Here is a 25,970-nt window from a genome sequence, read left to right on the forward strand (position 1 = left end):
GGATCAGGGCGTATCGAACTCCTCGCTGCGCACGGCGGGCAGCGGTTCGTGATGCTCGGCAGCGCCGGCATGGCTGGCCGACAGCTTCGTCATCAGCGGCAGCACGGCCAGCGCGATTGCGGTGCAACCGACGCCGACCATGCCGAGCTTGTTGAACAGGTTGGTATAGATGTCCAGCGACTGCACCGGGTTGGAGAGGCCTTCGGGGATGTGCGCGTAGTTGGCCACCACGCTGCCCAGGTACTGGGAGATGCCCACGGCGACGTAATAGGCGCCCATCATGAAGCCGCCCATGCGCGCCGGCACGTAGCGGGCAATCATCGCCAGGCCCAGGCCGGACACCAGCAGCTCACCCAGCGAATACAGTCCGTAGCCCCAGACCATGGTCCACGAGGATACTTGGCCGTTCACCGCCCAGATCGCGCCGATGCCATAAATGAAGAAGCCAGCCGCCACCGCGCCGAAGCCCCAGGCGAACTTGGCCGCCACCGAGGGATCCTTGCCGATGCGGCCGAGCCCGTTGTAGATCCACACAAGTACCGGACTGAGCAGCACGATCCAGATCGCGTTGAGGTTCTGGTACTGCTCGGGGATCCAGGTGATATGGAAGAAGTACATGTTCATCGCCAGGTTCACGTTCTTCTGCGCGAACAGGTTCAGCGAAGTCGCCATCTGCGCATAGAAGATGAAGAAGAAGATGGTCTGCACGGTGAGCACCAGGGCCGCGATCAGGCCGGCACGCTCGGTGTGCTCCGCACTGCGGATCAGGTGCACGAAGATGCCGAGGATCACCAGGCCGGCGAGGTAGACGCAGATCTTGGCGGCCAGCAGGCTCTGCAGAATGAAGGCCACCACCAGCACCATCAGCAGCGAGGCGCCCAGGAGCGCGAGCGCGCGGGCCGGCTTCACCGGCTGCGCGTCCGCCGGCGCGCCGATGTGCTCCAGGGTACGGTGCATCAGGGAGTAGTTGACCAGGCCCAGCACCAGTCCCACCGCACAGGCGCCGAAGGCAGTGTGCCAGCCCCAGCTGTCGCCGTAGTGGCTGGCCACGTGGTCGCGGATCCATGGCGTGGCGGTCATCGAGAGCATCGAGCCGACATTCACCGCCATGTAATAGATGGTGAACGCGCTGTCGATCTTGGTGTCGTCGCCTTCGTAGATCTTGCGCACCAGATTGCCGGCGTTGGGCTTGAAGAAGCCGTTGCCCACCACGATCACGCCCAGCGCGCAGTACAGCAGGGTGGGGTTGCCCGACGGTATCCACAGCATCGCATAGCCCAGCGTCAGCACCATGGCGCCTACCAGCATGGTGCGGCGGGTGCCGATCAGCTTGTCGCCGACCCAGCCGCCGATCGCGGGCGTGGCGTAGATCAGGGCTGCCGCCGCACCCCATACTAGGTTGGCGCGGGTGTCGACGAAGCCCAGCTTCTTCATCATGTAGGTGACCATCAGCACCTGCATGCCGTAGAAGCCGAAGCGCTCCCACATCTCGATCAGGAAGACGGTACTGAACGACCGTGTTTGCGAAACGGGTGGATTCTGGGTTGCCATGCATCGATTCCGAGCTGAGGAGTACAACGGCCGCGCGGGCGCGACCGGCGAGTCGTGGCGCCGAGCGCAGCCACAACCGATGAAGCGTACCCCATCCATTACGCCGGCTTCGCTGCGGCGCAATATCGCGGCGCACGGTCGCAGAGCGTCAGCCGGCCTGTGGCATCATCGCCGTCCGATCCCGCAGTACGGGGCGTCATTTGCCGGAGATTGCTTCCTCATGCCCAGTCACGGATTCCGCGGCAATCCGCGCCAGCTCTGGAACGCCTTCCGCTGGTCGATGCTGGGCCTGCGCGCGGGCTGGCGGCACGAGGCGTCGTTCAGGCTGGAGGCGATGCTGGCGGTGGTGCTGATTCCGCTGGGCCTGTGGCTGGGGCAGGGGGCGCTGGAGAAACTCGCCCTGGTGGCGCCCGCCTTCCTGGTGCTGTCGGCCGAATTGCTCAACTCCGCGATCGAGGCCGTGGTGGACAAGGTCAGCCCCGAATTCCACGAGCTGGCCGGCCGCGCCAAGGACATGGGTTCGGCCGCGGTGTTCCTGCTGCTGGTGCTGATGGTGCTGAGCTGGATGCTGGTGCTGGGCGGCCGCTTTCTCTGATTGCGCGGCCCGGCGTGGAATGCTGCAATGATCGCCTCACCGGAACGGAGACCTGCCATGAAACTGCTGCGCAATCTCGTGCTGTTGCTGCTCGCCGTCGCCCTCACCGGCTGTGGCTACAACGCCATGCAGCGGCAGGACGAGGCGGTCAAGGCCGCGTGGTCGGAAGTGCTCAACCAGTACCAGCGCCGCGCCGACCTGGTGCCGAACCTGGTGGCCACGGTGAAGGGCTATGCCCAGCACGAAGAGAAGGTGTTCACCGAGGTGACCGAGGCGCGCGCCAAGGTGGGCAGCATCCAGGTGACGCCGGAGCTGGCGAACGACCCCGCCGCGCTGGCGAAGTTCCAGGCCGCGCAGGGTCAGCTGGGCAATGCGCTGTCGCGCCTGATGGCGGTGAGCGAGAATTATCCCAACCTCAAGGCCGACGGCCTGTTCCAGAACCTGCAGGCGCAGCTGGAGGGCACCGAGAACCGCATCACCGTGGCGCGCCAGCGCTATGTGCAGGCGGTGCAGCAGTACAACGGGCTGATCCGCACTTTCCCGAACAACCTCACCGCCAAGATGTTCGGCTACACCGTGAAGCCGAACTTCAGCGTGCAGAACGAGCAGGCGATCTCCACCGCGCCCAAGGTCGACTTCGGCGGCGCTGCGCTGGCTCCCGCCGCCTCGGCCCGTTGAGATGACATCGCGCGGCCTGCGGGCGCTGTGGGTGCTGTTGGCGGCGTTGCTGCTGCCGGCGCTGCTGCTTGCCGACGCCGCGGTGCCGAAGCTCGCGCGGCACGTCACCGACCTCACCGGCACCTTGAGCGCGCAACAGGTCGACCAGCTCGACGCGCGGCTGGTGGCGCTGGAGAAGGCCAAGGGTGCGCAACTGGTGGTGCTGATGGTGGGCAGCACCAAGCCGCAGGACATCGACAGCTACTCGCTGGACGTGTCGATGGCGAACAAGGTGGGCCGCAAGGGCATCGACGACGGCGTGCTGCTGCTTATCGCCAAGGACGACCATCAGGTGCGCATCGAGGTGGGGCCGGGGCTGGAGGGGGCGATTCCCGACGCGGCCGCGGCGCGCATCATCCGTGAGTACCTGGCGCCGAAGTTCCGCACCGGCGACTACGACGGCGGCATCAGCGACGCGGTGGGCGCGCTCACCCTGCTGATCGACGGCGAGCCGCTGCCGCCACCGGTGCAAGGCTCGCCGCACGAGCACCGTGGCCTGGATCTCAACAGCCTGCTGGGTGTCGGTTTCTTCGCGTGGATCTTCCTGCGCGGCGTGCTCGGGCGCACGCATGCCTTCGTGCGCGCACCGCTGGGCGGGCTGGTCATCGGCGGCCTGTTCTGGCTGATGGCCTCGGTGGGCATGGGCATTTTCGGCGGCATCGTGGGCGGCCTCCTGATGTTGCTTCCTGCCGGGGCGGGCCGCTCGATCGGCGGTGGCGGCTGGGGCGGTTTCGGCGGCTGGGGGGGCGGGGGCTTCGGTGGTGGCGGTGGCTTCGGCGGCGGTGGCGGATTCAGCGGAGGCGGCGGCAGCTTCAACGGCGGCGGCGCCTCGGGGAGCTGGTGAGATGGCGCGCCTGCGACGCCTGCTGATGAACCTCGGCGAAGGCTGGTTCCAGCTCCGCCAGCGGTTTCCCGCCGGCCTGCTGGACGAGATCGCGGTAGCGGTGGCGGACGGCGAGCGCACCCATCGCGGCGAAGTGCGGCTGGTCGTGGAGTCGCGGCTGTCGCCGCTGGCCGTGCTGTCCGGTCTGGATGCGCCAACCCGCGCGCGCCAGCTCTTCGGCCAGTTCGGCATCTGGGATACCGAACACAACAACGGCGTGCTGCTCTACGTGCTGCTGGCCGAGCACCGCATCGAAGTCGTCGCCGACCGCGGCATCGCCCGCCACGTGGCGCCGGACGAATGGGCGGAAGTCTGCGCCCACATGCGCGACGCCTATGCGCGCGGCCAATGGCGCGAAGGGAGCCTGCGGGGCATCGCCGACGTGCATGCACTGCTGCGGCGGCACTTCCCCGGCGACGGCAAGCCGCGTCCCGACGAGTTGCCGGATCGGCCAGTGCTGCTGTGACCTTGGCCGGGCGGCTCGCAAACCGGGAGAGCCTGCAGCCTTGCACCGGTCGGCGCGGACAGGCCGGCACCGATATCTCCGCATGCAATGAATAGAAAAGCCGCCGGTTCGCTTCGGCGGCTTGGGGGAGTGCGCCCGGCACGAAGGACCGGCCGGGTGCAGGTTCCTCCGCAACGACAGCTTAGAAGTCGTAACGCGCCGTGAAGCGAACCGTGCGTGGGCTGGAGTAATCCAGTACACGCATGTACAGCGGGTTCACCGTCGAGCGATTGCTGGCGTAGCGCGTGTTGTAGTACAGCGGCGTCTGCTTGTTGAAGATGTTGAATACGTCCATCTGCAAGGTGAGCTTGTTGTCCGCCCACGCCGGCGAGTACGCCACGTTCAGATCCAGCTTGTAGGTCCACGGCGTGTGGCCGCTGGTGCCGCGCGGCGTGTACACGTAGCCGGTGGAGCCGGCGATCGGCAGGCCGCAATAGTGGTAGTACGAGCCGTTGTAGACCTTGGCCGTCGGGTCGGGCCAGAAGCTGGTGCAGCTGAGCGGGCGTCCGGAGGCGATTTGCGCAGTGGCGCCCAAACGCCATTCCTTGCTGAGCTGGTAGTAGCCGAACGCACGGATCTGGTGCTTGCGATCATTCGGCAGCGAGCCGTTTGCACCGACCATGAGCTGCGGCAAGTCCCAATCCTGCGTCGTCGACACGTCCGACTGGCCGCCGGTGCCGGTGTCCAGGTCCGAGGCCAGCTGGCCTTCCGTGTTGCCATAGTTGTGCGAGAACGTGTACTCGATCTTGCCGTACCAGCTGTCGGCAAACGGGTGCTCCACGAACATGTCCAGTGCCGCGTACTTGCGCTTCAGCCGGGGGAAGCCCAGCTGGGCGTTGGAGTAGGTCACCTCGGTGAAGCTGCCATCGGCCTGCTCTTCCAGGAAGGTGTTCGCCACACCGGGGTTGAACAGGAAGCAGCGACCACCCAGTGCCGGCGTGCAGGTGTCGTCGATCGCGCTGCGCAGCTTGCGCACCGTGGCCTTGGCGCCGACGATATAACTCGGCGAAAGCTGGTACTCGGCGCCCAGGATGTACTCGTCCTGGAAGTGCGACTTCATGCCCTTGGCGGCTACCGTGCGCGGATCCGGTGCTTCGCCGCACTCGAGGTTGGACGAGATCGCATTGGTGTTGCCGCAGGTGTAGCCCTTGCTGCGGTCCACGGCGACCGGATTGAGACCCGTGGGCGCTCCGGTCTTCGGGTCGACGCCGGTGTAGGTGAAGTATTCGCTGGTGATCAGCGAGCCGGAGGCGCCGCGCACGGCGACGTTGTTCGGCATGGCCAGGTGGTAGCGGCCCGCGTTGGCGAACACCTTCAGCATGGAGTCGCCGAACACGTCCCACGACACGCCCAGGCGCGGTGCCAGCTGGTGACGCTGGGACGCAAACGACTGATTGTTGCCGTTGTAGTTGGTGAACTGTTCGTTGCGCAGGCCGAGCGAAAGCAGCACGCGATCGTTCACCTGCCAGCGGTCTTCGACGTACTGCGCGGACTGCTGGGTCTTCACGTTGGCGAGCTGGGTGCTGTAGTAGCGCTCGACGTAGTAGCCCTGCGATCCCAGGCCGCCCGCCGCGGCCGGCGAGCCGACGCCGTGGCCCGCGTCGATCGGATCCCCCGGCTTCGCCTGCCAGCCGTAGATCCAACCGTAACCGCCCGGGTAGGCGCTGCCGGTCAGCGACAGCGCCGTCTGCTTGTCCAGGCCCACGCGGATGTCGTGATCGCCGATGCGGTATTCGAGGTCGAGGCGGCCGCCGTAGGTCTTGTCGTGCGCCTTCGGCACCAGCACCTTGGCGGTGGTCATCTGACAGCTTGTGTAGTTCAGGCCCGGCGCCTGCGTCAGCGAGCTGGAGGAGATGTACGGGCAGCTGGCGTCGTAGTGCCAGGGGGCGTTGTAATGGTCGATTTGCTGGGTGCCGTACAGCGCGGTCAGGGTCAGGCTGTCGGTGAGATAGCCGGTGTACTTGCCGACGTACAACTCGCCGCCGTCCTTGGTATAGGAACCGCCGGTCTGGGTGTCGGTATGGCTGTCGCTGACGTAGCTGTAGGGCGAGTATCTGGCGTCGTACTGTGTCTTGTCGGAGACACCCGTCAGCTCGAGGATGTTGCTGTCGTTGATGTTCCAGTCGATCTTCGCCGTCCAGCGCGGCTTCTTGTAGGAGTAGTCGTTCCAGCTTTGCGCAAGCTGCGAGGCCGAGGAGTTCGAGTAGTAGCGGACGCTGCTGCCTTCCTGGCGATTCATTTCCAGGTCGGCGTAGAAGAACAGCTTGTCCTCGATCAGCGGTCCGCTGACATAGGCGCCCACCGTGGACGTCCAGTACTGCGCATGCGCGCGATTCAGGTAAAGCGTGCCGTCGGTCGGCGCCTTGGTGCCGGGGCCATAGAAACCGGTATTCGCGAAGTTGATGTTCTGCGGGGTGGAGCGCAGCGATTCCGGTGACCAGACCGAGTAGACGCCGGCCTTCCATTTGTTGGTGCCGCGCTTGGTCACGATGTTGATCACGCCGCCGGTGGAACGGCCGAACTCGGCGCCATAGCCGCCGGTGAGCACCTGTTCTTGGTCGATGGCATCGAACGGCAGGTTCGAAAAACCGATCGAACTGAGCGGGTTGGTGGTCGGATAGCCGTTGATGTAATAGGCGTTCTCGGATGCGGCGGAGCCACCGAAGCTGGGGGCAGCGGCATAGCTGGAGCCCTGGATGACCCCGGGTGCCAGCAGGGCGACGGACGAGATATCACGGCCCACCGCGAGTTTCGACAACTGCTCCGCCGTCATCACGGTGCGGGTGTCGACCGAGGAGACGTCGATTGCCGGCAGCGCGGAAGCCACCACCGAGACGCCTTCCAGCGTCCTGGCGGCGCTGGCCGGTGCGCCGAACGAAACTTCCGTGCCGCCTGCGATGGTCACCATTACATGGTCGCGCGAGCTGACGGCCTGGCCGTTGTTCTGCAGCGTGACCGTGTAGTCGCCGACCGGCAGCGAGCTGATGCGGTAACGGCCTGCGCTGTCCACAGGGATCGAGCGCTCGAAGCCGGTGTTGACGTTGCGGATGGTCACGGTGTCGCCGTGCTGCCCCGAGACCTGGCCGAAGATGGCGCCGGTGACGTTCTGCGCCAGCGCTGAAGTGCCGACCAGGCCCAGCCCCAGGCCGAGGCTCAGCGCCAGGGCCGTGCGACGCAGCTGGCGGGTCGAGAAGGAAGTGCAATTGCTCATTTAGTACGTACTCCCCAAGTGGTTCCGGCTGGGCCGGAGGACTTCCCCAAAGCTGAAAGCGACGCAGGTTCATGCGGTTGCGCACGCCTGACGCTGCATCAACCCTGGCTAGCTGCAGGCAGCTGGCCACACGGGTGGAGTACGGGATTCGTCGAAGGCGCTCGCATGTTCTTGCGTTGGCATCGCAACATAACTTGCTCATAACGGAGATTCAACAATATCTTGCGATTCGCCTGCGTATGTCGCGGCGCCTTGCCCGGGCTGGGTCGCCGCCCTGGCGGGTCCCTCGCACAGCGGCATTCGCCTCGCTTGCAGCGGGATGGGGCGGTATTACCGGGAGAAGGCAGTGACTGGCCGCACCGCGGGAGCGCACGGAAGCGGGCGGATCGATGGCATGCGATCCGCGGCTTGCGCGTTGCCCGTTCTTTCGTTCATCCGCGCGCGGCGGAGGCATGCGCGGCAACGGCGCAACATGCCTCGAGGTGGTTGGCGAACGGTGGGCGAGGGTGGTCCGTGGCCCGCACCCGGCGGGCGGACGACCGCACGGCGGCGCGGCCTGGCGCGTGCAACAAGGAAGGCGCCGAAGCGCCTTCCTGTCGCGGATCAGGCGGGTTGCGGGATCAGGGCGGAGTGGCGCCCTTGCCGATGTACTTGGCCAGAAAGTCCTGGATGCGGTTCAGGCGTTCCACGTTGTTGGCTTCGGTATAGAAACCATGGCCTTCGCCGGGTTTGGCCATCCATTCGTAAGGCTTGTGCGCGGCATCCAGCGCGGCACGCATCGCCTTGGCCTGGGCGAACGGGGCGCGCTGGTCGGCTTCGCCGTGGATCAGCAGCACCGGCACGTCGATCTGCGCCGCGAGCTGGTCGGGCGAGTTGGCGGACAGCACGGCTGCGTCATTGCCGATCACGTTGGCGAGGTAGTTCCTGCCGGAAGCCCGCTCCCGGATGTCGCCCTTCTTGTACATCATCGCCAGGTCGTAGATGCCGGCGTAGCCGACCGCGCACTTGAACAGCTTCGGCGCGCGGATCACCGACATCAACGCCGAGTAGCCGCCGAAGCTGCCGCCGTACACGCAGACCCGGTCGGGGTCGGCGTATTGCTGCTGTTCGGCCCACTTCACGCCATCGATCAAATCCTGCTGGATGCGCGTGCCCCACTTGAGGTAGCCGTCCTGTTCGAAGTTCACACCGCGGCCGCCGGAACCGCGGTAGTTCACCTGCAGCACCAGGTAGCCGCGGCTGGCAAGGAATTGCGCGTCCCAGTCGAAGAACCAATCGTCGCTGACGCCATGCGGGCCGCCGTGCGGCAACAGCACCATCGGCAGCTTTTCCATCGGCACGCCGTTGGGTACGGTGAGGATGGCTTCCAGCTCCATGCCGTCGGTGGCCTTGAAGCGCATCGGCACACGCTCGGCCATCTTCGCCGGATCGATCCACGGCGCCGCCGCGAACAGCTTGCGCACCTTGTAGTGCTCGGTGTCGATCAGGTAGTACGTGCCCGGATCGCGGTCGCTGCTTACGGAGAACAGCAGCTCGCGGCCGTCCTCGCTGTAGTTGATGAAGTCGACGAACTCGCCGGGGAATTTCTGGCTGATCGCCATGTACAGCTTCGCCGCCGGCAGGGTGGGATCGACGTAGATCGCGCGTGGGGTGCCGGTCGAGGTGATGACCGCGAACGGCTGCAGCGGCGGCGCGGTCCACTGCGTGTTGCCGATGCTCCCGAAGTCGTCCTTCGCCAGCAGTTTGCGGTCGGCGCCGTCCAGTTGCTGTTCGATCAGCTCGCTCGGGCCGCCGCTGGCGCTGTACTTTGCATAGACGTGTTGGCCGTCCGGGGCCGTGGCGAACGGGGCGAAGAGCTTGCCTGTCTGCGCCTTGCCCAGCTGCGCCCAGCCGTCGCCGATGCGCTGGTAGGCCACGTACTCGAAGTGGGTGTTCGTGCCGAAGGCGAATTCCGCCTTGCCTTCGGGACTCACCAGGAAGCTGAGTCCGCCCACGCCTATGTCCCCGATCATGTGGCGCACGTTGCGCACGGCGTCGATGTCGTACAGGCGGCTGTGGTTCTCGTCGTTCCAGAGCTGGGCGCCGAGGTAGAAATGGCCGTTGGCCTGCGGCGGCAACCCGTCGATCGAACCCCAGCCGTCGTCGGCCTGGCGGGTGTCCCCGCGGCTGCCGTAGCCAGCCTGGTAGCCGTACAGGTAGTCCTGGTGGCTACCGTCCACGTTGGTGGCGAGGATCTCGCCGGTGCCCACGGGCCGGTCGATGGAGCCGAGCAGCTTGCCTTTCTCCACCACCAGCCGGGTCGGGCTGACCCAGGCCACGTTGATCGGCAACTCGGTTACCGGCATGCGCAGCATGCTGACCGGCCGGCTCATGTCGGCGACATCGAAGATCACCAGCGCATGGCTGCTGCCGTCCTCCATGCGCAGCGCGATGTGCCGGCCGTCGGGCGACAACCGCGGCATCGACATGTTGGCGTGGCGGGCGAAACTTTCCACCGGAATCAGGTCGGTTGCCGCCGCGACGACGGGCAACCCCAGGCACGCCGCGAGCAGCGCGGCGCCCAACTTGCGCAAAGACATCATCCTTGCTCCCCCTGTTGGCATGACCCGGTCGTGGCGGATGCTCCCCTGCACCTTGGCTGACCGGACCCCGGGCAGTCTAGCCGCCCTGTCGCGCCTTGTCCCGGTACACTGGCGGCCTTGCCTGACTGACCCCTGACCGCATGACGCAGCCCCTCGTCGTCGATATCAATCCGATCGCATTCCATCTCGGCCCGGTGCAGGTGCACTGGTACGGGTTGATGTACCTGGTGGGATTCTTCAGCGCCGCAGCGCTGGGCGAGTACCGGCGCCGCAAGGGTCGCCTGCCGGTGACGCGCGATGCGCTGGGCGACCTGTTCTTCTACGGCATGATGGGCGTGATCGCGGGCGGCCGGATCGGCTACATGCTGTTCTACTACGCCGGCGGCCTGCGCTGGATCTGGACCGATCCGCTGGCGCTGTTCAAGGTATGGGACGGCGGCATGAGCTTCCACGGCGGCCTGCTCGGCGTGCTGGCGGCGGGGCTGTGGTGGTCGCGCAGGCACAAGCTGCACTTCATGGATACGGTGGATTTCGTGGCACCGCTGGTGCCGATCGGCCTGGGCCTGGGCAGGCTGGGCAACTTCATCAATGGCGAGCTGTGGGGCAAGCCCACCCACCTGCCGTGGGGCATGATCTTTCCCCACTCGCATGGCGAGGACGTGACTTACGTGGCCACGCATCCGGCCTGGCAGGCACAGCTGGCGCAGTTCGGTGGCCTGGTGCGCCAGCCTTCGCAGCTGTACGAGATGGCGCTGGAAGGCGTGGTGATGTTCGCCGTGCTGTGGCTGGTGTCGATGAAGCCGCGGCCGCGTTACCTGGTCTCCGGCCTGTTCGCGCTGATGTACGGCTGCTTCCGTTTCGCGGTGGAATTCGTGCGCCTGCCCGACATCCAGCTCGGCTACCTCGCGTTCGGCTGGCTCACGATGGGGCAGATCCTGTCGTTGCCGCTGATTGCCGTGGGCATCTGGCTGCTGTGGCTGTCGCGCCGCGCGCCCACCCTGCGGCTGTACGAAGTGGCGATGCCGGTCAAGGACGGCAAATGAAGGCTTATCTCGACCTGCTGCGCCACGTGCTGGAGCACGGCACGGAAAAAGCCGACCGCACCGGCACCGGCACGCGCAGCGTGTTCGGCTGGCAGATGCGCTTCGACCTCGCCGAAGGCTTTCCGCTGGTCACTACCAAGAAGCTGCACATCAAGTCCATCGTCCACGAGCTGATCTGGTTCCTGCGCGGCGACACCAACATCGCCTACCTCAAGGAGCACGGCGTCAGTATCTGGGACGAATGGGCCGACGCGCGCGGCGACCTCGGCCCGGTCTACGGCAAGCAGTGGCGCGCCTGGCCCACGGCCGACGGCGGCGCGGTGGACCAGATCCGCTGGGTGGTGGACGAGATCCGCCGCAACCCCGATTCGCGACGGTTGATCGTCAGCGCCTGGAACGTCGGCGAGCTGCCGAAGATGGCGCTGATGCCCTGCCACACGCTGTTCCAGTTCTACGTGGCGGACGGAAAGCTTAGTTGCCAGCTCTACCAGCGCTCGGGCGACATCTTCCTCGGCGTGCCGTTCAACATCGCCAGCTATGCCTTGCTCACCCACATGGTGGCCCAGGTCTGCGGGCTGGGCGTGGGCGACTTCGTGCACACGTTGGGCGATGCGCACCTGTACAACAACCACATGGAGCAGGCGCGGCTGCAGCTCTCGCGCGAACCGCGACCGTTGCCGCGGCTGGCGCTGAACCCCGACGTGCGCCGGTTGGAAGACTTCCGTTTCGAGGATATTGCCATCGAGGGCTACGATCCGCATCCGGCGATCAAGGCGCCGGTGGCGGTATAGCGGCGGTCCTGCAGCCGCGCGCGCAGCGGAAGTAGGCGGTGGCGTGCGGGTAGTCGATGGTCATCACGAAGTGCTCGAAGACGTTGCCGCCGACGGCTCCCGTCACGGCGCGGTCCATGTACTTCGACATGCCCTTGGCGCCGAAATTGCGGTCAGGACGTTCGGTGAACCAGACCGGGCCCACCGACCAGCCGCCGATCTCCACATCCGGCACCTCGATCATGCGTGAGGCGGCTTTCGGGCCGAGCAAGTCGTCGCCTCCTTCCACCACGCGCCAGCCTGGATGTGTCTTGTGCCAGCGCTCCAGCACGCTGCGGGTGATGTAGCTGGCGACGCCGTAGCCGTTGACCGTAGGTGTTCCGCTGGCCTGCTTGCCCGCTGCGGTGGGATGCGCGGTGGCGCCGGTATCCAGCAACATATCCAGCGGCTGGTCGTCCACCCGGATGACGATGCGGGCAAAGCCGTCGGTTGGCCGACCGTCGCCGTCGCGCGGAAAGCCCAGCGGGACGGGATGTGCGGCGCGATCCGGACGCCAGGCCGAGCCTTGCAGCGTGAGGCGCTGGGCGGGATAGTCGAAAGTCCACACATGGCGGGGCAGATAGCCGGCGCCGAGCTGGCCGTCGTCGGGGGTGACATCGCCGCGCGGGTTCACCAACACCACAGCGCCACAGAAGCCGGAATCCGGCGGCGGCAGGGCGTGGCCGGGGCGATAGTCCGGGAGCGGGGCCACGGTCAGGTGGCTGCCGCCCGAGGCGCAATCGCGGGTTTGCAGGTGCAGCCGGTTCGCCGCGGCTCCGCTGATCCAGTACAGGCCGCCGCCACCGCCGCCGCCGGTATCGACCACCAGCTTCAGCCGCTGGCCGTCGCGGGTTTCGGGCACCGCATAGAAGTGCCCGGCTTCATACACGGTCGGCATCACTTGGGGCGCGGTGCCTGCCGTGGCCGCCGGATCGGCGGCCAGCGCCGCCGCGGCGAGGAGTCCTGCTGCGATAACCATGCTCGTCATCCCCACGAATCGCTACAATAGGCGGTATTGTGAGCCGCCGCGCCGCGCCGCCGCATATGCCGTTAGATCCCGTGACTTCCTGCCTGGAGCCAAGATGGCCATTTCGCTGATCGCCGCGCTTGACGAGAACTTCGCCATCGGCCGCAAGGGACAGCTGCCCTGGCACCTGCCGGACGACCTGCGTTGGTTCAAGCAGCTCACCACGGGCAAGTACGTGCTGATGGGCTACAACACCGCGGTGTCGATTGGCCGTGCGCTGCCGGATCGCACCAACCTGGTGTTGTCGCGCCGGCACGAGGCGCCGTTTCCCGGCCAGGTCACCGTGCGCTCGATCGACGAGGCGCAGGCGCGCTGCGACCACACCGGCCTGATGGTGATCGGCGGCGGCCAGGTATTCCGCGAGGCCTTGCCGCTGGCGCGCAGGCTGTACCTCACCTGGGTCAGCGCGGCGATCGACGGTGCCGACACCTTCTTCCCAGGCGTGCATTTCAGCGAGTGGACCGAGGTTTCGCGCGTGCACCACAAGAAGGACGCGGAGCACGCCTACGATTTCGACATGGTCGAGTACGTGCGCGGCAGTTGAGCCCGGATACCTGTTCCAGGATTCCCCGGTGAGCACCGCGCCGCTGCACGTGCTGGCCGGTGCGCTGCTCGATGGCGAGGGACGCGTGCTGCTGGCCGAGCGCCCCGCGGGCAAGCACCTCGCGGGCTTGTGGGAATTCCCAGGCGGCAAGCGCGAACCCGGCGAGGCGCCGCTGGCGGCGCTGGCCCGCGAACTCGACGAGGAGCTGGGCATCGCGCTGGTCGAGGCCGCGCCGCTGATCCGCGTGCCCTGGCGCTATCGCGAACGCGAGCTGCTGCTGGACGCCTGGCGCGTGACACGGTGGCGCGGCGAGCCGCGCGCGCTCGAGGGGCAGGGGCTGCAATGGCGCCTGCCGATGCAGGTGGAACCGGCCACGCTGGCGCCGGCCGACCGCGCGATCCTGCAGGCGCTGCGCCTGCCGCCGCATTACCTCATCACGCCGGCCGACGTGTTGCCGGCGCAGCGCGACGCGTGGCTCGGGCGGATCGCCCGCGCCATCGAAGCGGGCGAGCGGCTGCTGCAGCTGCGCCTGCCGCATTGGCCGCGCGATGAAGTGCGCGGGTTCGCCGAGTCACTGTTGCCGCTGGCGCGCAGGCGCGGCGCGCGGTTTCTGCTCCATGCGGATATCGAGGGCGCGCAGGCACTCGGCATCGGGGTGCATCTGACCGGTGCACAACTGGCCTCGCTGGAAGAGCGGCCGCTCCCGCCGCAACAGGCCGTCGGCGCCAGCTGCCACGATGCCCTGCAACTGGCTCAGGCGCTGCGGTTGGAGGCGGATTTCGCCACCGTATCGCCGGTGATGGCCACCGCCAGCCATCCGAAGGCGCAGCCGCTGGGCTGGACGGCTTTCCAGACCCTGGCGGAAGCAGCCGCGATGCCCGTGTATGCGCTGGGCGGCATGGCGCCGGCACAACGGGCGCAGGCGCATGCAATGGGCGCGCAAGGCGTGGCGGGAATACGCGGGTTCTGGTCCGCATCGTAGGAGCGCACCTTGTGCGCGAAAGCTTTCCGCTTCGATCAAGCGCCAGAGCATTCGCACTGGGGGCGCGCTCCTACGCGTCGTCTTCCGGGAGCGATTTCAGCAGCTGGAACAGTTCGCGATAGGCGCGCGGCGGCTTGTTCGGCGCGGCCTTCTCGACACGCGCCTGGCGGATCAGCGCGCGCAGGTGCTGGCGATCGATTTCGGGATGCTGCTCGATCAGTGCGGAGGTCGCCTCGTCGCCGTCCTCGCCCAGCAGGCGCTCGCGCAGCGCTTCCAGCCGGTGCATCGCGGCGGTTTCCTGGCGCTGGCGGTCGCGGTTCTCGCCCAGCGCGGCGCGCACCGCGTCGAAGGCGGTGCTGTCGTGGCGGCGCATCAGTTTGGCGAGGAAGGCCAGTTCGCGCTTGCGCGCGATGTGCGAAGTGATGCGGCGCACGTGGGCGATCTCGTCGCGCACGTCGTCGGGCAGCTCCAGCTTCGCCAGCCGCGCCGGCGGCAGTTCGACCAGTTGGCCGGCCAGCTCCAGCACGGCCAGCGCATCGCGCCGTTGCTGGGTGCGGGTGGGACCGTAGTCGTGCCCGGGGTCGTCGGTGTAGTTGCGATTCATGGGTTTTCCAGCGGGCCCGGGTTTTCGGGCAAGCCAAGGTCGGCCTGTTCCAGTGCGAAGCGGGGTATCCGCGCGCCATCCACCAGCAGGCTCCCGGCGAACATCGCCGCAGGGCGCACCCACAGGCCGTGCTCGCCGTACAGCGCCTGGTACACCACCAGCGACTCTTGCGTCTCGCTGTGACGGGCGGTGCCCAGCACGCGGTAGCGCTGGCCTTTGTAGTGGCGGTAGAAGCCGGGAACGACCGACATGCGCGGGCTCCGCGAGGCGTTGCGGGTGGGCCGTGACGCCCCCATCTGGAGACGGCACGGCGCGGATCGTGCATTCTACCCGTTTGAATCCGGCCCGTTGATTTGCCTGAGAGCCTCCCGTGAGCGAGATCGCCGCCCGTACCGACCGCAGCCTTGAAGACCTGGATCGTCTCGCCGAGCTTGCCGGCGACGTGATACGCCGCGCCAGCGCCGCCGGCGCCAGCGCCGCCGAGGTGGCCGCCAGCATCGACACCGGGCTCAGCGTGAACGTGCGGCTGGGCGAGGTGGAGACGGTAGAGCACACCCGCGACCGTGGCTTCGGCCTCACCGTCTACTTCGGCCGGCGCAAGGGCTCGGCCAGCACCGCCGACCTCCACCCCGATTCGATCCAGGCCACGCTGGACCAGGCCTGCGCCATCGCCAGGTTCACCGAGGAAGACCCCTGCGCCGGGCTGGCCGATGCCGGGCGCATGGCGACCGATTTCCCCGACCTCGACCTGTGGCACCCGTGGGCCATCGACACCGTGGGCGCGATCGAGCTGGGCCGGTGCATCGAGCAGGCCGGCCGCGCGCATGCGGGCATCACGAACTCCGACGGTGCCGGCGTGCAGATGGGCGAGAGCCTGTCGGTGTACGCGAACTCGCACAGCTTCGTCGGGCGCGAGCGCGGCACCCGGCATTCGCTGTCGTTGTCGCTGATCGCGGGCGAGGGCGAGCGCATGCAGCGCGACTACTGGTATGACAGTGTGCGCAGCGCCGACGATTTCATGGGCGCGCAGGCGCTGGGGGACAAGGCCGCCGAACGCACGCTGGCGCGGCTCGACGCGCGTGGCCTGTCCACCCGCGAATGCCCGGTGCTGTTCGCGCCGGAGATCGCACGCGGGCTGGTCGGCCATCTGGTCGGTGCGGTGAGCGGCGGCGCGCTGTATCGCCGCGCCAGTTTCCTGCTCGACCATGCCGGCAAGGCGATCATGCCGTCGTGGCTGTGCATTGACGAGAGGCCGCGCCTCAGGCGCGGCCACGGCTCCGGCAACTTCGACGCGGAAGGCGTGGCCACGCGCGACAGCGCGCTGGTGGAAGGCGGCGTGCTGGCGCGCTACGTGCTGGGCAGCTATTCAGCGCGCAAACTCGGGCTCGAATCCACCGGCAACGCCGGCGGCATCCACAACCTGGTGGTGGCGCCGGGTGCCGCAGACGGCGAAGCCAGCGATTTCGCCGGCATGTTGCGCCGGCTGGGCACGGGCCTGCTGGTCACCGAGGTGATGGGGCAGGGCGTGAACACGATCACCGGCGACTATTCGCGCGGTGCGGCCGGCTTCTGGGTGGAGAACGGCGTCATCGTGCATCCGGTCGAGGAGATCACCATCGCCGCGAACCTGCGAGACATGTACGCGGGCATCGTGGCGACGGGCGCGGACATCGACCCGCGCTCGCACATCCTCTGCGGCTCGATCCTGCTGGGCCGGATGACAGTGGCGGGCGAGTGATTCCTGCGGCATGCTGCGCAGGCGTTTGACCCGTCCGCGCAACGCCGGCCGTCTGCCGCGCGCGGTCCACCCATCGGGAGGATTGCCCATGAGTACACCGTCGGACCAGATGCCGCCGTCACCGTCCGTCGCCACCGAGGCGAGCAGCGACGATCGCAACCTGGCCATGCTCACCCATCTATCGGGCTTCATCTTCAGCGTGATCGTGCCGCTGATCGTGTGGCTGATGCACAAGGATCGCGCCGACAAGGCCTATCTGGTGAAGGAGGCCAGGGAGGCGCTGAACTTCCAGATCACCGTGCTGATCGGCTACGTGATCTGCTGGATCCTCACCATCATCGTGATCGGTGTCCTGCTGACCTGGCTGCTGTGGCTGGCGAACCTGGTCCTGTGCATCGTCGCCGCGGTCAAGGTCAGCTCGGACGGCAGCTACCGCTATCCGTTCGCCTTGCGGCTGGTGAACTGAATCGTGGTCTGACCGGCACGAAAGGGCCCGCAGCGGCGGGCCCTTTCCGTTGCTTCAGCGATGGCGCTGCGCGGCGTAACGGGCCAGTTCGGCCAGCAGGCCGCCGCCCGGCCCCAGCGGCGCGATGGCGTCGAGCGCGGTGGCGGTGAGTTCGGCCAGCCGCGCGTGCGAGGCGTCGAGGCCGATGACCGAAGGGAAGGTGGGCTTGTCGGCGGCGGCGTCCTTGCCGGCGGTCTTGCCGATCACCGCGGATTCGCCTTCCACGTCGAGGATGTCGTCGCGCACCTGGAAGGCCAGGCCCACCGCGGCGGCGTAGCGATCCAGCGCCGCCAGGGTGGCCTCGTCCGCGCCGGCGGCCAGCGCACCAAGCTGCACTGAGGCGCGGATCAAGGCGCCGGTCTTGCAGGCGTGCATGCGCTCGAGCTCGGCGAGCGTGAGCCTCTCGCCTACCGCGGCGAGATCCAGCGCCTGGCCGCCGGCCATGCCCTCGGCACCGCAGGCGCGGCCCAGCGCCTGCAGCATGCGCATGCCGGTGGCAGGGTCCGGTGCCGCCCCGGGCGCGGCAAGGATTTCGAAGGCCAGCGCCTGCAAGGCGTCGCCGGCGAGTATCGCCATGGCCTCGCCGAACACGATGTGGCAGGTCGGACGGCCGCGGCGCAGTGCGTCGTCGTCCATTGCGGGCAGGTCGTCGTGCACCAGCGAGTAGGCATGGATCAGTTCCACCGCGCAGGCGGCGGCGTCGAGCGCGGCCTCGTCGTGGCCCAGTGCATGGGCGGCCGCGTAGACCTGCAGCGGGCGTAGGCGCTTGCCGCCGCCCAGCACGGCGTAGCGCATCGCACGGTGCAGTTCGACGGGAGCTTGTTCGGCATGTGGCAGGCAGGCTTCCAGCGCCTGGTCGGCGCGGCAAATCAATGCTTGCAGTGCCGGCCCCAGTTCAGTGTTCGGGTTCAAACGGTTCGGCGCTGTCGGGGGCTTCGGGGTCGAGCAGCAGGCGCACGCGCAGTTCGGCCTGCTCCAGCGCCTGCTGGCAGTGGCGGTACAGGCCGACACCGCGCTCGAAGGAGGCAAGCGACTCGTCCAGGCTCAGTTCGCCGCCTTCCATCTTCGCCACCAGCTGTTCGAGCTCGTCCAGCGAGTGTTCGAAGTCGGCGGCGGGTGGGGTCTTGGCGGCAGGGGAAGCGGTCTTGGCCATGGCCCGCAAAGCTAGCGCAGCGGCGGTCGGGAATCAATGCGACAGGCTGCCGTGGCAGTGGCCGAAGCGCCGTTTTGCGGGCGTTTCGACGGGCGTCACGCGCCGGGTTGCCAGCGTGGCAGGCTGCCCACGGCTTCGAACAGCTGCTGCCCGCGCGCGCTGACCCAGCGGTCGGCCACGGCGACCAATACGTCGTTTTCGAACAACAGCGGACAGGCGAGGCGTTGCCACGGCGGCAGCGCCGCCTGCTGGAACAGGTCGCGCAGCTCGCGGGTGTGCACGTCGCCCGCGGGCTTGATGCGCTCACCGCCCCGGCGCAGACGCACGGTGAGCGATGCGGGCAGGCGCAGGTGTTCATCCTGCAGGGAGAGCCGGCCACCGTCAGGCAGCGCGAGCGGTTCGCCCAGCCAGGCCGCCCGCCATGCCGGATCGCGTGCGAGCGGCAATGCGCGCGCCCACAGCCGCCCCTTCCACACATGCAGTTCGGTGTCCCGCCAGCGGATGCAGGGCGATTGGCCCGATCGGGCGGTGCACTGGCGCTCGATCTGCGCACGCTGCGCCGTGGTGGGGGCGGTGAGGCCGCGGGCGTGCAGCCAGTGGTCAAGCAGGGGGGCGCGCAGCGCGGGAGCAAGCGCCAGCCAGCCGCTGGCGTCGAGGCTGCCGTTGGCGGGATCGAGGAGTGCGTCGAACGCCGCCAGCCACTGCACGCGCAAGGCCTCGGCGGCAGCGCGGCTCAGCCAGGCGCTGTGCAGGATCGAGTCCACCGCGTGAGGCCAGTGCGCGGCGAGGCGCGGCAGGATTTCATGGCGCAGCTGGTTGCGTGCGAGCCGGGCATCGGCGTTGGCGGGATCGTCGATGCAATCCAGCCGGTATGCGGCGACGTAGTCCCGCAGGTGAGCACGCGAGATGGCGTGCAGCAGTGGCCGCCACAGCTGGCCGCAGCCCAGCAGGCGACGCTCGCGCATGCCGCCCAGGCCCTCCGGGCCGGCGCCGCGCAGCAGCTTCAGCAGCACGGTCTCGGCCTGGTCGTCCCGGTGGTGGGCCAGCAGCAGGGTTTCGCCGGGACGCAGATGCGTGGCGAAGGCGGCGTAGCGGGCGTGGCGGGCGGCGGCTTCCAGGCCTTCGCCGCGTCGCCTGCCGACCTGCACGCGCGCGACTTCGCAGGGCAGGTCGAGGCTGGCGCAGAAGCGGCGGCAGTGTCCTGCCCATGCCGCACTGTCCTCGTGCAGGCCATGGTCGACGTGCAGCGCGCGCAGGCCGCGGAGGCGCGCCTCGGGCAGTCCCGCCAGCGCGTGCAACAGGGCGCTGGAGTCCGGGCCGCCGCTGTACGCCACGCACAGCGGTCCCGGCGGCGCGCCGGCCAAGGCGGAGCGCAGGTGCGCGCGCAGTGCCTCGCTCACTTCTTGCCGGTGCGTGGACGCACGTAGAGGTGTTTGCCGTTGCCGATCTGGCGCTCTTCGGTCTCGAACAGGCCGATACCCTTGATCAAGCCGCTGAGCTTGGCGTAGCCGTAGTTGCGCGAGTCGAAGTCGGGCGATTGCTTGCTGATGATCTGGCCGATGCGGGCCAGCTGCGCCCAGCCGGTGTCGTCGTCCGAGGTGGCTTCGATGGCGTTGCGCAGCAGGTTCACCAGGCGGGTGTCGCCGCGCAGCTCCTTCGCCGAGCGCGGCTTCGGCGCGCTCGCGGGTTCGGCCTCGGCGATGCCGGCCAGCACCTCGGTGTAGATGAACTTGTCGCAGGCGGTGCGGAACGGTTCGGGCGTCTTCTTCTCGCCGAAGCCGTAGACGGTAAGCCCCGATTCGCGGATGCGGGAGGCGAGCCGGGTGAAGTCGCTGTCGCTGGAAACGATGCAGAAGCCGTCGAAACGGCTGCCGTAGAGCAGGTCCATCGCATCGATGATCATCGCCGAGTCGGTGGCGTTCTTGCCCACGGTGTAGCGGAACTGCTGGATCGGCTGGATCGAGTGGCGCAGCAGCGCGTCCTTCCAGCCATTGAGATCCGGCTTGGTCCAGTCACCGTAGATGCGCTTGACGTGCGCGGTGCCGTACTTGGCGACCTCGGCGAGCAGGCCTTCGACGATGGCTGGACGCGCGTTGTCGGCGTCGATGAGTACGGCGAGCTTGTCATGGGCCATGGCGGTTCCCGGCGGCCGGAGCATGCGGCCGATGGTAACGCCGCGCGCGCTGTCGTGCCGAGGGCCGTGGCCCTCAGTACAGGTACTTATTCCTGGAACGCGCCATGGCCGCGCAGGCGCCGATAGCGCTGCTCCAGCAGGTCCGCCGTCGGCATCGCCTGCAGTTCGTCGAGCTGGTTCATCAGCACGGCCTTCAGGCGGATCGCCATCGAGCGCGGGTTGCGGTGGGCGCCGCCCAGCGGCTCGCGGATCATCCTGTCGATCAGGCCCAGCTCCAGCAGGCGCGGGGCGGTGAGGCCCAGCGCCTCGGCGGCGTCCTTGGCGCGCTCGGCGCTGCGCCAGAGGATGGTGGCGCAGCCTTCCGGGGTGATCACGGAATAGGTCGAGTACTGCAGCATGTTGATGCGGTCGCCCACGCCGATCGCCAGCGCGCCGCCGGAACCGCCCTCGCCGATCACGGTGCAGATGATCGGCGTCTTGAGATCGGCCATCTCCAGCAGGTTGCGCGCAATCGCCTCGCTCTGGCCGCGTTCCTCGGCACCGATGCCGGGGTAGGCGCCCATGGTGTCGATCAGGGTGAGCACAGGCAGGCCGAAGCGCTCAGCCATCTTCATCAGGCGCAGCGCCTTGCGGTAGCCCTCCGGGCGCGGCATGCCGAAGTTGCGCCGGAGCTTGCCCTTGGTGTCGCGCGCCTTCTGGTGGCCCACGATCATCACCGCGCGGCCGTTGATCCGGCCCAGGCCACCCACGATGGCGCCGTCGTCCGCGTACATGCGGTCGCCGGCCAGCTCGTGGAACTCCTCGCACATCACGCCGATGTAGTCCAGCGTGTACGGCCGCGCGGGATGGCGCGACAGCTGGGCGATCTGCCACGAGCTTAGGTTCTTGAAGATGTCGTTGGTCTTGAGCTTGAGCTTCTCGCGCAGCCGGCCGACTTCCTCGTCGATGTTCAGCGCCTGGCCGTTGCTGGTATGGCGCAGCTCCTCGATCTTCGCCTCGAGCTCGGCAATGGGTTGTTCGAAATCGAGGAAGTTGGGATTCATTCGCCGAGGTTCATGGCACGGAAGCCCGGCAGTATACCGGGCGCGCAAAAAACGAGGGAACGGGGGCGTATGGGCGTCTCCGCGCTCCGGGCGGAGCGAGCCACGGCACATGGATGTGCCACCTGCAGCCAGGCGCTAGCGCCTGGCTGCGGAGGCTTGGGCAGCAGAGCTGCCCAAGCCGACTCCCGGGCCGCCAGGATGGCGGATCCGGGAGATCGGAACAGGCTTCGGCCTTGATGCAGGCGTACGCGAGATCGTGGCCGTCCGCGAAAAGATCCATCGCGCACAGTGCGCGCCCCTACATGTGCGGTGTATCACTTTTCGCTGCGGACAAGCCGCAGCTTGGCCGCCTGCACCCCCGGCAGCGCCCGCACGGCCCGCAGCAGGTCGGGAATGGCCTCCACCCGCCAGTCCTCGCCCAGCTCCAGGTCGGCCTGGGCCACGGCGTTGTGGTACCCGTGCAGGCTGATGCTGGTGCGGCCGCCGCGGTAGCCGGCCAGGGCCTGGCGCAGCTGCTCGGGAAAGCCGGGGCCGATGCCGTTGAGCTTCACCTGCAGCAGGCGCGCGTGGCGGCGGCAGGCGTCGGCCAGGGTGGTGGCGCTGCGGGCGCGCAGCTGGAAGCCGCCGCCGGAGAATTCGTCGATGCGCAGGCCGCCCTCGACGATCAGCATCTCGTCGCGCACCAGCAGTGGCGCCACCTGCTGGTACAGCTCGCCGAAGAAGCTCACCTCGATGGCGCCGGTGCCGTCCTCCAGCCGCACGAAGGCATCGCTGTCGCCGCGCTTGCGCACCGCCACCACCATGCCGGCCGCCGTCCACGGCGTGTCGGGGCCGCGGCGGAAGCGGTTGCCGTCGTCGCCGTCGCTTTTGCGCGGCCGGGGCGGCTGGTAGCGCTCGGCGATCTCGCCCAGCGGGCAGGTGGCGAGCTGGGCGAGTTCCTCGCGCCAGGGATCGACGGGGTGGCCGGAGAGGTAGTGGCCCAGCGTGTCGCGCTCGCCCTGCAGCTTCTGCTCCAGCGGCCAGTCGGGCGCGGTGGGCAGTTCGATCTGGACTACCGGTGCGGCCAGGCCCATGGCGGCGCCGAACATGTCGTTCTGGCCGGACTGGCGGTCGCGCAGGTGCTGCTCGGCGGCCTTGATCGCGTCGGGCAGCTGCAGCATCAGGCTGGCGCGGTTGGGCGCCAGCGCGTCGAGCGCGCCGGAGAGGATCAGCGCCTCGAGCACGCGCCGGTTGAGTTTGGTGGGGTCCACGCGGCGGCAGAAGTCGGCGAGATCCTTGTACGCGCCTCCACGCTGGCGTTCGGCGACGATGGACTCGCAGGCGCCCTGGCCCACGCCCTTGATCGCGCCGAGCCCGTAGCGGATCACCCTCGGCTCCACCGCGACGAACATATAGTCCGAGGCGTTCACGTCCGGCGGCAGCACGGTGAGGCCGATCGCCTTGGACTCGTCGATGAAGGTCACCGCCTTGTCGGTGTTGTCCATGTCCGACGAGATCGTCGCGGCCATGAACTCGGCGGGATAGTGCGCTTTGAGCCAGGCGGTCTGGTAGGAGACCAGCGCATACGCGGCGGCGTGCGACTTGTTGAAGCCGTAGCCGGCGAACTTCTCCATCAGGTCGAAGATTTCGTCGGCCTTGCTGCTGCTCAGGCCGTCCTTCGCCGCGCCTTCGCGGAACTTGGCGCGCTCCTTCGCCATCTCCTCGACCTTCTTCTTGCCCATCGCGCGGCGCAGCAGGTCGGCGCCACCGAGCGTGTAGCCGCCCACGATCTGCGCCATCTGCATCACCTGCTCCTGGTAGACCATGATGCCGTAGGTCTCTTTCAGGACAGCCTCGGTGCGCGGGTCGGGATACACCACTTCCTCGCGGCCGTGCTTGCGCGCCACGAAGGTGGGGATCAGGTCCATCGGGCCGGGGCGGTACAGCGCGCCCAGCGCGATGAGGTCGTCGAAGCGGTCGGGCCTGGCGTCCTTCAGCATGCGCTGCATGCCCGACGATTCGAACTGGAAGATCGCCACCGTCTTCGCCTTGGCGAAGATCTCGGCGTAGGTGGTGGCGTCGTCCAGCGGCAGCTTGGCGATGTCCAGCGGTTCCTCGCCGCTTTGCGCGCGGCGCGCGTTGATCGCCTTTACCGCCCAGTCGATGATGGTGAGCGTGCGCAGGCCGAGGAAGTCGAACTTCACCAGGCCGACGGCTTCCACGTCGTCCTTGTCGTACTGGGTGACCACGCCGCCGCCGCCCGCTTCGCAGTACATCGGCGCGAATTCGGTGAGCGGCTTGGGGCCGATCACCACGCCGCCGGCGTGCTTGCCGACGTTGCGGGTGAGGCTTTCCAGCTTCAGCGCGAGGTCGATCAGCGGCCGCGCTTCGTCCTCGTCCTGCGCGTACAGCTCGCAGAATTCCCTGACGACGCGCTCGGGCTCCTTCTGCGATTTCTCGGTGCGGCCCAGCGCGTCGGACAGCGTGAGATCGAGCGGGCGCGGTGGGATCAGCTTGGCGATCTTGTCCACCGCGCCGTAGCCCATGCCCAGCACGCGGCCGGAGTCGCGCAGTACCGCCTTCGCCGCCATCGAGCCGTAGGTGATGATCTGGCTGACGTGGTCGCGGCCGTACTTGCGCGCCACGTAGTCGATCACCTCGTCGCGGCGGTCCATGCAGAAGTCGATGTCGAAGTCCGGCATCGACACGCGTTCGGGGTTGAGGAAACGCTCGAACAGCAGGTTGAACTGCAGCGGGTCGAGGTCGGTGATCTTCAGCACCCACGCCACCAGCGAGCCCGCGCCCGAGCCACGGCCAGGACCCACCGGGATGCCGTTCTGCTTGCCCCAGTTGATGAAGTCCGCCACGATCAGGAAGTAGCCGGGGAAGCCCATCGCGATGATGACGTCCAGCTCGCGTTCCAGCCGCGCCTCGTAATCGGCGAGGCTGTAGCCCGCGGCCAGCGGCGCGGCGGCGAGGCGCTCCCTCAGGCCTTGCCGCGACAGCTCGCGGATGTGGCTGTCGAGGCTGTGGCCCTCGGGCACGGGAAAGTCGGGCAGGTAGTAGGTGCCGAACTTCAATTCGAGGTTGCAGCGCTTCGCCAGTTCGACGGTGTTTTCCAGCGCTTCCGGAATGTCCGCGAACAGCTCGGCCATTTCCTCGGGGGACTTCAGGTATTGCTGGTCGCTGTAGTCGCGCGGGCGCTTGGGGTCCGCCAGCACGCGGCCCTGGTGGATGCACACGCGGGCCTCGTGCGCCTCGAAGTCGTCGCGCTTGAGGAAGCGCACGTCGTTGCTGGCGACCACCGGCAGGCCGAGTTCGGCGGACAGCGCCAGCGCGGCCGAATTCCAGGCTTCCTCGCCTTCGCGACCGCAGCGGGTGAGCTCGAGATACAGGCGATCCGGAAACAGCCGCGTCGGTGTCCGCAGCCTTGCCAGTGCGGCGTCGTGGCCTTGCGAGAGCGCTACGCGCGCCGTTTCGCTTTCGCGGCCGAGCAGGGCGATCAGGCCGTCCGTCGCGCTGGCGGTAAGCCAGCCCGTCTCCACCAGGGCGCGGCCGCCGTGCTGGCCTTCCTGCCAGGCGCGCGAGACCAGGCGCGACAGGTTGAGGTAACCCTCGCGATGCTGGCACAGCAGGGTGAGCCGCCACGGGCGCGGATCGTCCGGCGCGGAAATCCACAGGTCGCTGCCGCAGATCGGCTTGATGCCCGCCGCGCTGCAGGCCTTGTAGAACTTCACCAGGGCGAACATGTTGCATTCGTCGGTGAGCGCCACGGCCGGCATGCCCGCCTGCACGCAGGCGCCGACCATCGCCTTGATGCGGATGGTCGAATCGACCAGCGAGTACTCGCTGTGCAGGTGGGTATGGACGAAGCGTGCGGGCATGCAGACTCACCGGGCGAGTCTTGGAAGGCTAACCGTGGCGAGGCCCGCTAACAAGCTTGACAGCACGGTCGCCGCGGCGCGCGAACGCGTGTCGGCTGGCCGGCCGGTGGTCGCTTCAGGTCACGTGGAAGCGTTCGTCTGCTTCGGGCTTGACGTAATGCCCGAGGCCGCTGACCAGCAAGGGCTGGTGGTTGTAGTCGACGTGCGGCGGGTTGGGTGCCGCGCGAGCCGTGGCGGTGACCTGGCCAGCCGGGCGCGGGGCACTGGGCGACGGCAGGTCGATCGGTGGTCGACTGTTCGGAAGCATCATGGCACGACTCCTGCGGTTCGTTGGCGCGGGCGGCCACGCGGAGGCGATGCTGCCGACGGCATGGCCGGTGCGTCCATGCGGGCGATGATCCCGGTGACTATGATGCCCCCGATGGGTGCAGGGTTGCATGCGATTTTTCTGCACGCATGCGCGGTTCCCTGCGTTGTCCCA

Annotated in this window: 23 protein-coding genes; 10 read left to right on the forward strand and 13 right to left on the reverse strand. The window is 68.0% G+C overall.

The features are described 5' to 3' along the window. Nucleotides 1-3 precede the first annotated feature (3 nt). Nucleotides 4-1,551 carry a peptide MFS transporter gene (locus AC2EWF_RS14905; RefSeq protein WP_483640164.1) on the reverse strand — a complete coding sequence of 516 codons (1,548 nt, stop codon included), beginning with the start codon at nucleotides 1,549-1,551 and terminating at the stop codon, nucleotides 4-6. 220 nt (nucleotides 1,552-1,771) lie between these two features. Between AC2EWF_RS14905 and AC2EWF_RS14910 the strand changes: the two genes are divergently transcribed. The 4 genes from AC2EWF_RS14910 to AC2EWF_RS14925 are packed head-to-tail and all read left to right on the forward strand — an operon-like array spanning nucleotide 1,772 to nucleotide 4,212. Further along, nucleotides 1,772-2,146, forward strand: coding sequence for a diacylglycerol kinase (locus AC2EWF_RS14910; RefSeq protein WP_483640165.1), 375 nt, complete (start codon nucleotides 1,772-1,774; stop codon nucleotides 2,144-2,146). 57 nt (nucleotides 2,147-2,203) lie between these two features. Next, entirely contained in the window at nucleotides 2,204-2,824 is a 621-nt protein-coding gene (locus AC2EWF_RS14915) for a LemA family protein (RefSeq protein WP_483640166.1), read from the forward strand. Nucleotide 2,825: 1 nt separating this feature from the next. After that, a complete protein-coding gene (locus AC2EWF_RS14920; RefSeq protein WP_483640167.1) occupies nucleotides 2,826-3,707 on the forward strand; it encodes a TPM domain-containing protein in 882 nt (293 codons plus the stop codon). A gap of 1 nt (nucleotide 3,708) precedes the next feature. Continuing rightward, nucleotides 3,709-4,212: a TPM domain-containing protein gene (locus AC2EWF_RS14925; RefSeq protein WP_483640168.1), complete on the forward strand. Its 504-nt coding sequence runs from the start codon at nucleotides 3,709-3,711 to the stop codon at nucleotides 4,210-4,212. 181 nt (nucleotides 4,213-4,393) lie between these two features. On the opposite strand, the gene AC2EWF_RS14930 is transcribed toward AC2EWF_RS14925, so the two are convergent. Continuing rightward, a complete protein-coding gene (locus AC2EWF_RS14930; protein ID WP_483640169.1) occupies nucleotides 4,394-7,462 on the reverse strand; it encodes a TonB-dependent receptor in 3,069 nt (1,022 codons plus the stop codon). 620 nt (nucleotides 7,463-8,082) lie between these two features. Then, a complete protein-coding gene (locus AC2EWF_RS14935) occupies nucleotides 8,083-10,041 on the reverse strand; it encodes an alpha/beta hydrolase family protein (protein ID WP_483640170.1) in 1,959 nt (652 codons plus the stop codon). Nucleotides 10,042-10,184: 143 nt separating this feature from the next. Here AC2EWF_RS14935 and lgt point away from each other — a divergent pair, with 143 nt between their 5' ends. Beyond that, nucleotides 10,185-11,087, forward strand: coding sequence for a prolipoprotein diacylglyceryl transferase (gene lgt / locus AC2EWF_RS14940; RefSeq protein WP_483640171.1), 903 nt, complete (start codon nucleotides 10,185-10,187; stop codon nucleotides 11,085-11,087). Further along, entirely contained in the window at nucleotides 11,084-11,878 is a 795-nt protein-coding gene (locus AC2EWF_RS14945) for a thymidylate synthase (RefSeq protein WP_483640172.1), read from the forward strand. The genes lgt and AC2EWF_RS14945 overlap by 4 nt, the downstream gene beginning before the upstream one ends. Here the strand turns inward: AC2EWF_RS14945 and AC2EWF_RS14950 are convergent. Beyond that, entirely contained in the window at nucleotides 11,856-12,875 is a 1,020-nt protein-coding gene (locus tag AC2EWF_RS14950) for a hypothetical protein (protein WP_483640173.1), read from the reverse strand. The genes AC2EWF_RS14945 and AC2EWF_RS14950 overlap by 23 nt on opposite strands. 103 nt (nucleotides 12,876-12,978) lie before the next feature. Here AC2EWF_RS14950 and AC2EWF_RS14955 point away from each other — a divergent pair, with 103 nt between their 5' ends. Both AC2EWF_RS14955 and AC2EWF_RS14960 read left to right on the forward strand, forming a co-directional pair. Then, on the forward strand, nucleotides 12,979-13,467 hold the full coding sequence (locus AC2EWF_RS14955; protein ID WP_483640174.1) for a dihydrofolate reductase: 489 nt from the start codon (nucleotides 12,979-12,981) through the stop codon (nucleotides 13,465-13,467). 28 nt (nucleotides 13,468-13,495) lie between these two features. Then, nucleotides 13,496-14,449 (forward strand): Nudix family hydrolase, encoded by a 954-nt coding sequence (locus tag AC2EWF_RS14960; RefSeq protein ID WP_483640175.1) that lies wholly within the window; start codon nucleotides 13,496-13,498, stop codon nucleotides 14,447-14,449. A gap of 70 nt (nucleotides 14,450-14,519) precedes the next feature. On the opposite strand, the gene yjgA is transcribed toward AC2EWF_RS14960, so the two are convergent. Together yjgA and AC2EWF_RS14970 are read right to left on the reverse strand one after the other, a co-directional pair. Further along, the gene (yjgA, locus tag AC2EWF_RS14965; protein WP_483640176.1) at nucleotides 14,520-15,053 is read right to left on the reverse strand and encodes a ribosome biogenesis factor YjgA; all 534 of its coding nucleotides are present in this window, start codon (nucleotides 15,051-15,053) and stop codon (nucleotides 14,520-14,522) included. After that, nucleotides 15,050-15,304, reverse strand: coding sequence for a DUF1653 domain-containing protein (locus AC2EWF_RS14970; protein ID WP_483640177.1), 255 nt, complete (start codon nucleotides 15,302-15,304; stop codon nucleotides 15,050-15,052). Before AC2EWF_RS14970 ends, yjgA begins: the two co-directional genes overlap by 4 nt. 119 nt (nucleotides 15,305-15,423) lie before the next feature. Between AC2EWF_RS14970 and pmbA the strand changes: the two genes are divergently transcribed. Further along, on the forward strand, nucleotides 15,424-16,791 hold the full coding sequence (gene pmbA / locus AC2EWF_RS14975) for a metalloprotease PmbA (protein WP_483640178.1): 1,368 nt from the start codon (nucleotides 15,424-15,426) through the stop codon (nucleotides 16,789-16,791). An 88-nt stretch (nucleotides 16,792-16,879) separates the two neighbouring features. After that, nucleotides 16,880-17,257, forward strand: a complete 378-nt coding sequence (locus tag AC2EWF_RS14980) for a DUF4870 domain-containing protein (protein ID WP_483640179.1) — start codon at nucleotides 16,880-16,882, stop codon at nucleotides 17,255-17,257. A gap of 54 nt (nucleotides 17,258-17,311) precedes the next feature. Here AC2EWF_RS14980 and AC2EWF_RS14985 read toward each other — a convergent pair whose 3' ends face one another. The 7 genes from AC2EWF_RS14985 to AC2EWF_RS15015 all read right to left on the reverse strand — a co-directional run bounded on the left by AC2EWF_RS14985 (nucleotide 17,312) and on the right by AC2EWF_RS15015 (nucleotide 25,799). After that, nucleotides 17,312-18,208, reverse strand: coding sequence for a polyprenyl synthetase family protein (locus AC2EWF_RS14985; protein WP_483640180.1), 897 nt, complete (start codon nucleotides 18,206-18,208; stop codon nucleotides 17,312-17,314). Continuing rightward, on the reverse strand, nucleotides 18,192-18,449 hold the full coding sequence (locus tag AC2EWF_RS14990; protein WP_483640181.1) for an exodeoxyribonuclease VII small subunit: 258 nt from the start codon (nucleotides 18,447-18,449) through the stop codon (nucleotides 18,192-18,194). The genes AC2EWF_RS14985 and AC2EWF_RS14990 overlap by 17 nt, the downstream gene beginning before the upstream one ends. A 95-nt stretch (nucleotides 18,450-18,544) precedes the next feature. Then, nucleotides 18,545-19,849, reverse strand: a complete 1,305-nt coding sequence (tilS, locus tag AC2EWF_RS14995; RefSeq protein ID WP_483640182.1) for a tRNA lysidine(34) synthetase TilS — start codon at nucleotides 19,847-19,849, stop codon at nucleotides 18,545-18,547. After that, on the reverse strand, nucleotides 19,846-20,583 hold the full coding sequence (locus AC2EWF_RS15000; RefSeq protein WP_483640183.1) for an NYN domain-containing protein: 738 nt from the start codon (nucleotides 20,581-20,583) through the stop codon (nucleotides 19,846-19,848). Before AC2EWF_RS15000 ends, tilS begins: the two co-directional genes overlap by 4 nt. 86 nt (nucleotides 20,584-20,669) lie before the next feature. Then, on the reverse strand, nucleotides 20,670-21,626 hold the full coding sequence (locus AC2EWF_RS15005; RefSeq protein WP_483640184.1) for an acetyl-CoA carboxylase carboxyltransferase subunit alpha: 957 nt from the start codon (nucleotides 21,624-21,626) through the stop codon (nucleotides 20,670-20,672). 314 nt (nucleotides 21,627-21,940) lie between these two features. After that, nucleotides 21,941-25,489 carry a DNA polymerase III subunit alpha gene (gene dnaE / locus AC2EWF_RS15010; protein ID WP_483640185.1) on the reverse strand — a complete coding sequence of 1,183 codons (3,549 nt, stop codon included), beginning with the start codon at nucleotides 25,487-25,489 and terminating at the stop codon, nucleotides 21,941-21,943. Nucleotides 25,490-25,604: 115 nt separating this feature from the next. Further along, nucleotides 25,605-25,799: a hypothetical protein gene (locus AC2EWF_RS15015; RefSeq protein ID WP_483640186.1), complete on the reverse strand. Its 195-nt coding sequence runs from the start codon at nucleotides 25,797-25,799 to the stop codon at nucleotides 25,605-25,607. Between the last annotated feature and the right edge of the window lie 171 nt (nucleotides 25,800-25,970).

The organism is Rhodanobacter sp. sgz306013, assembly GCF_057031145.1.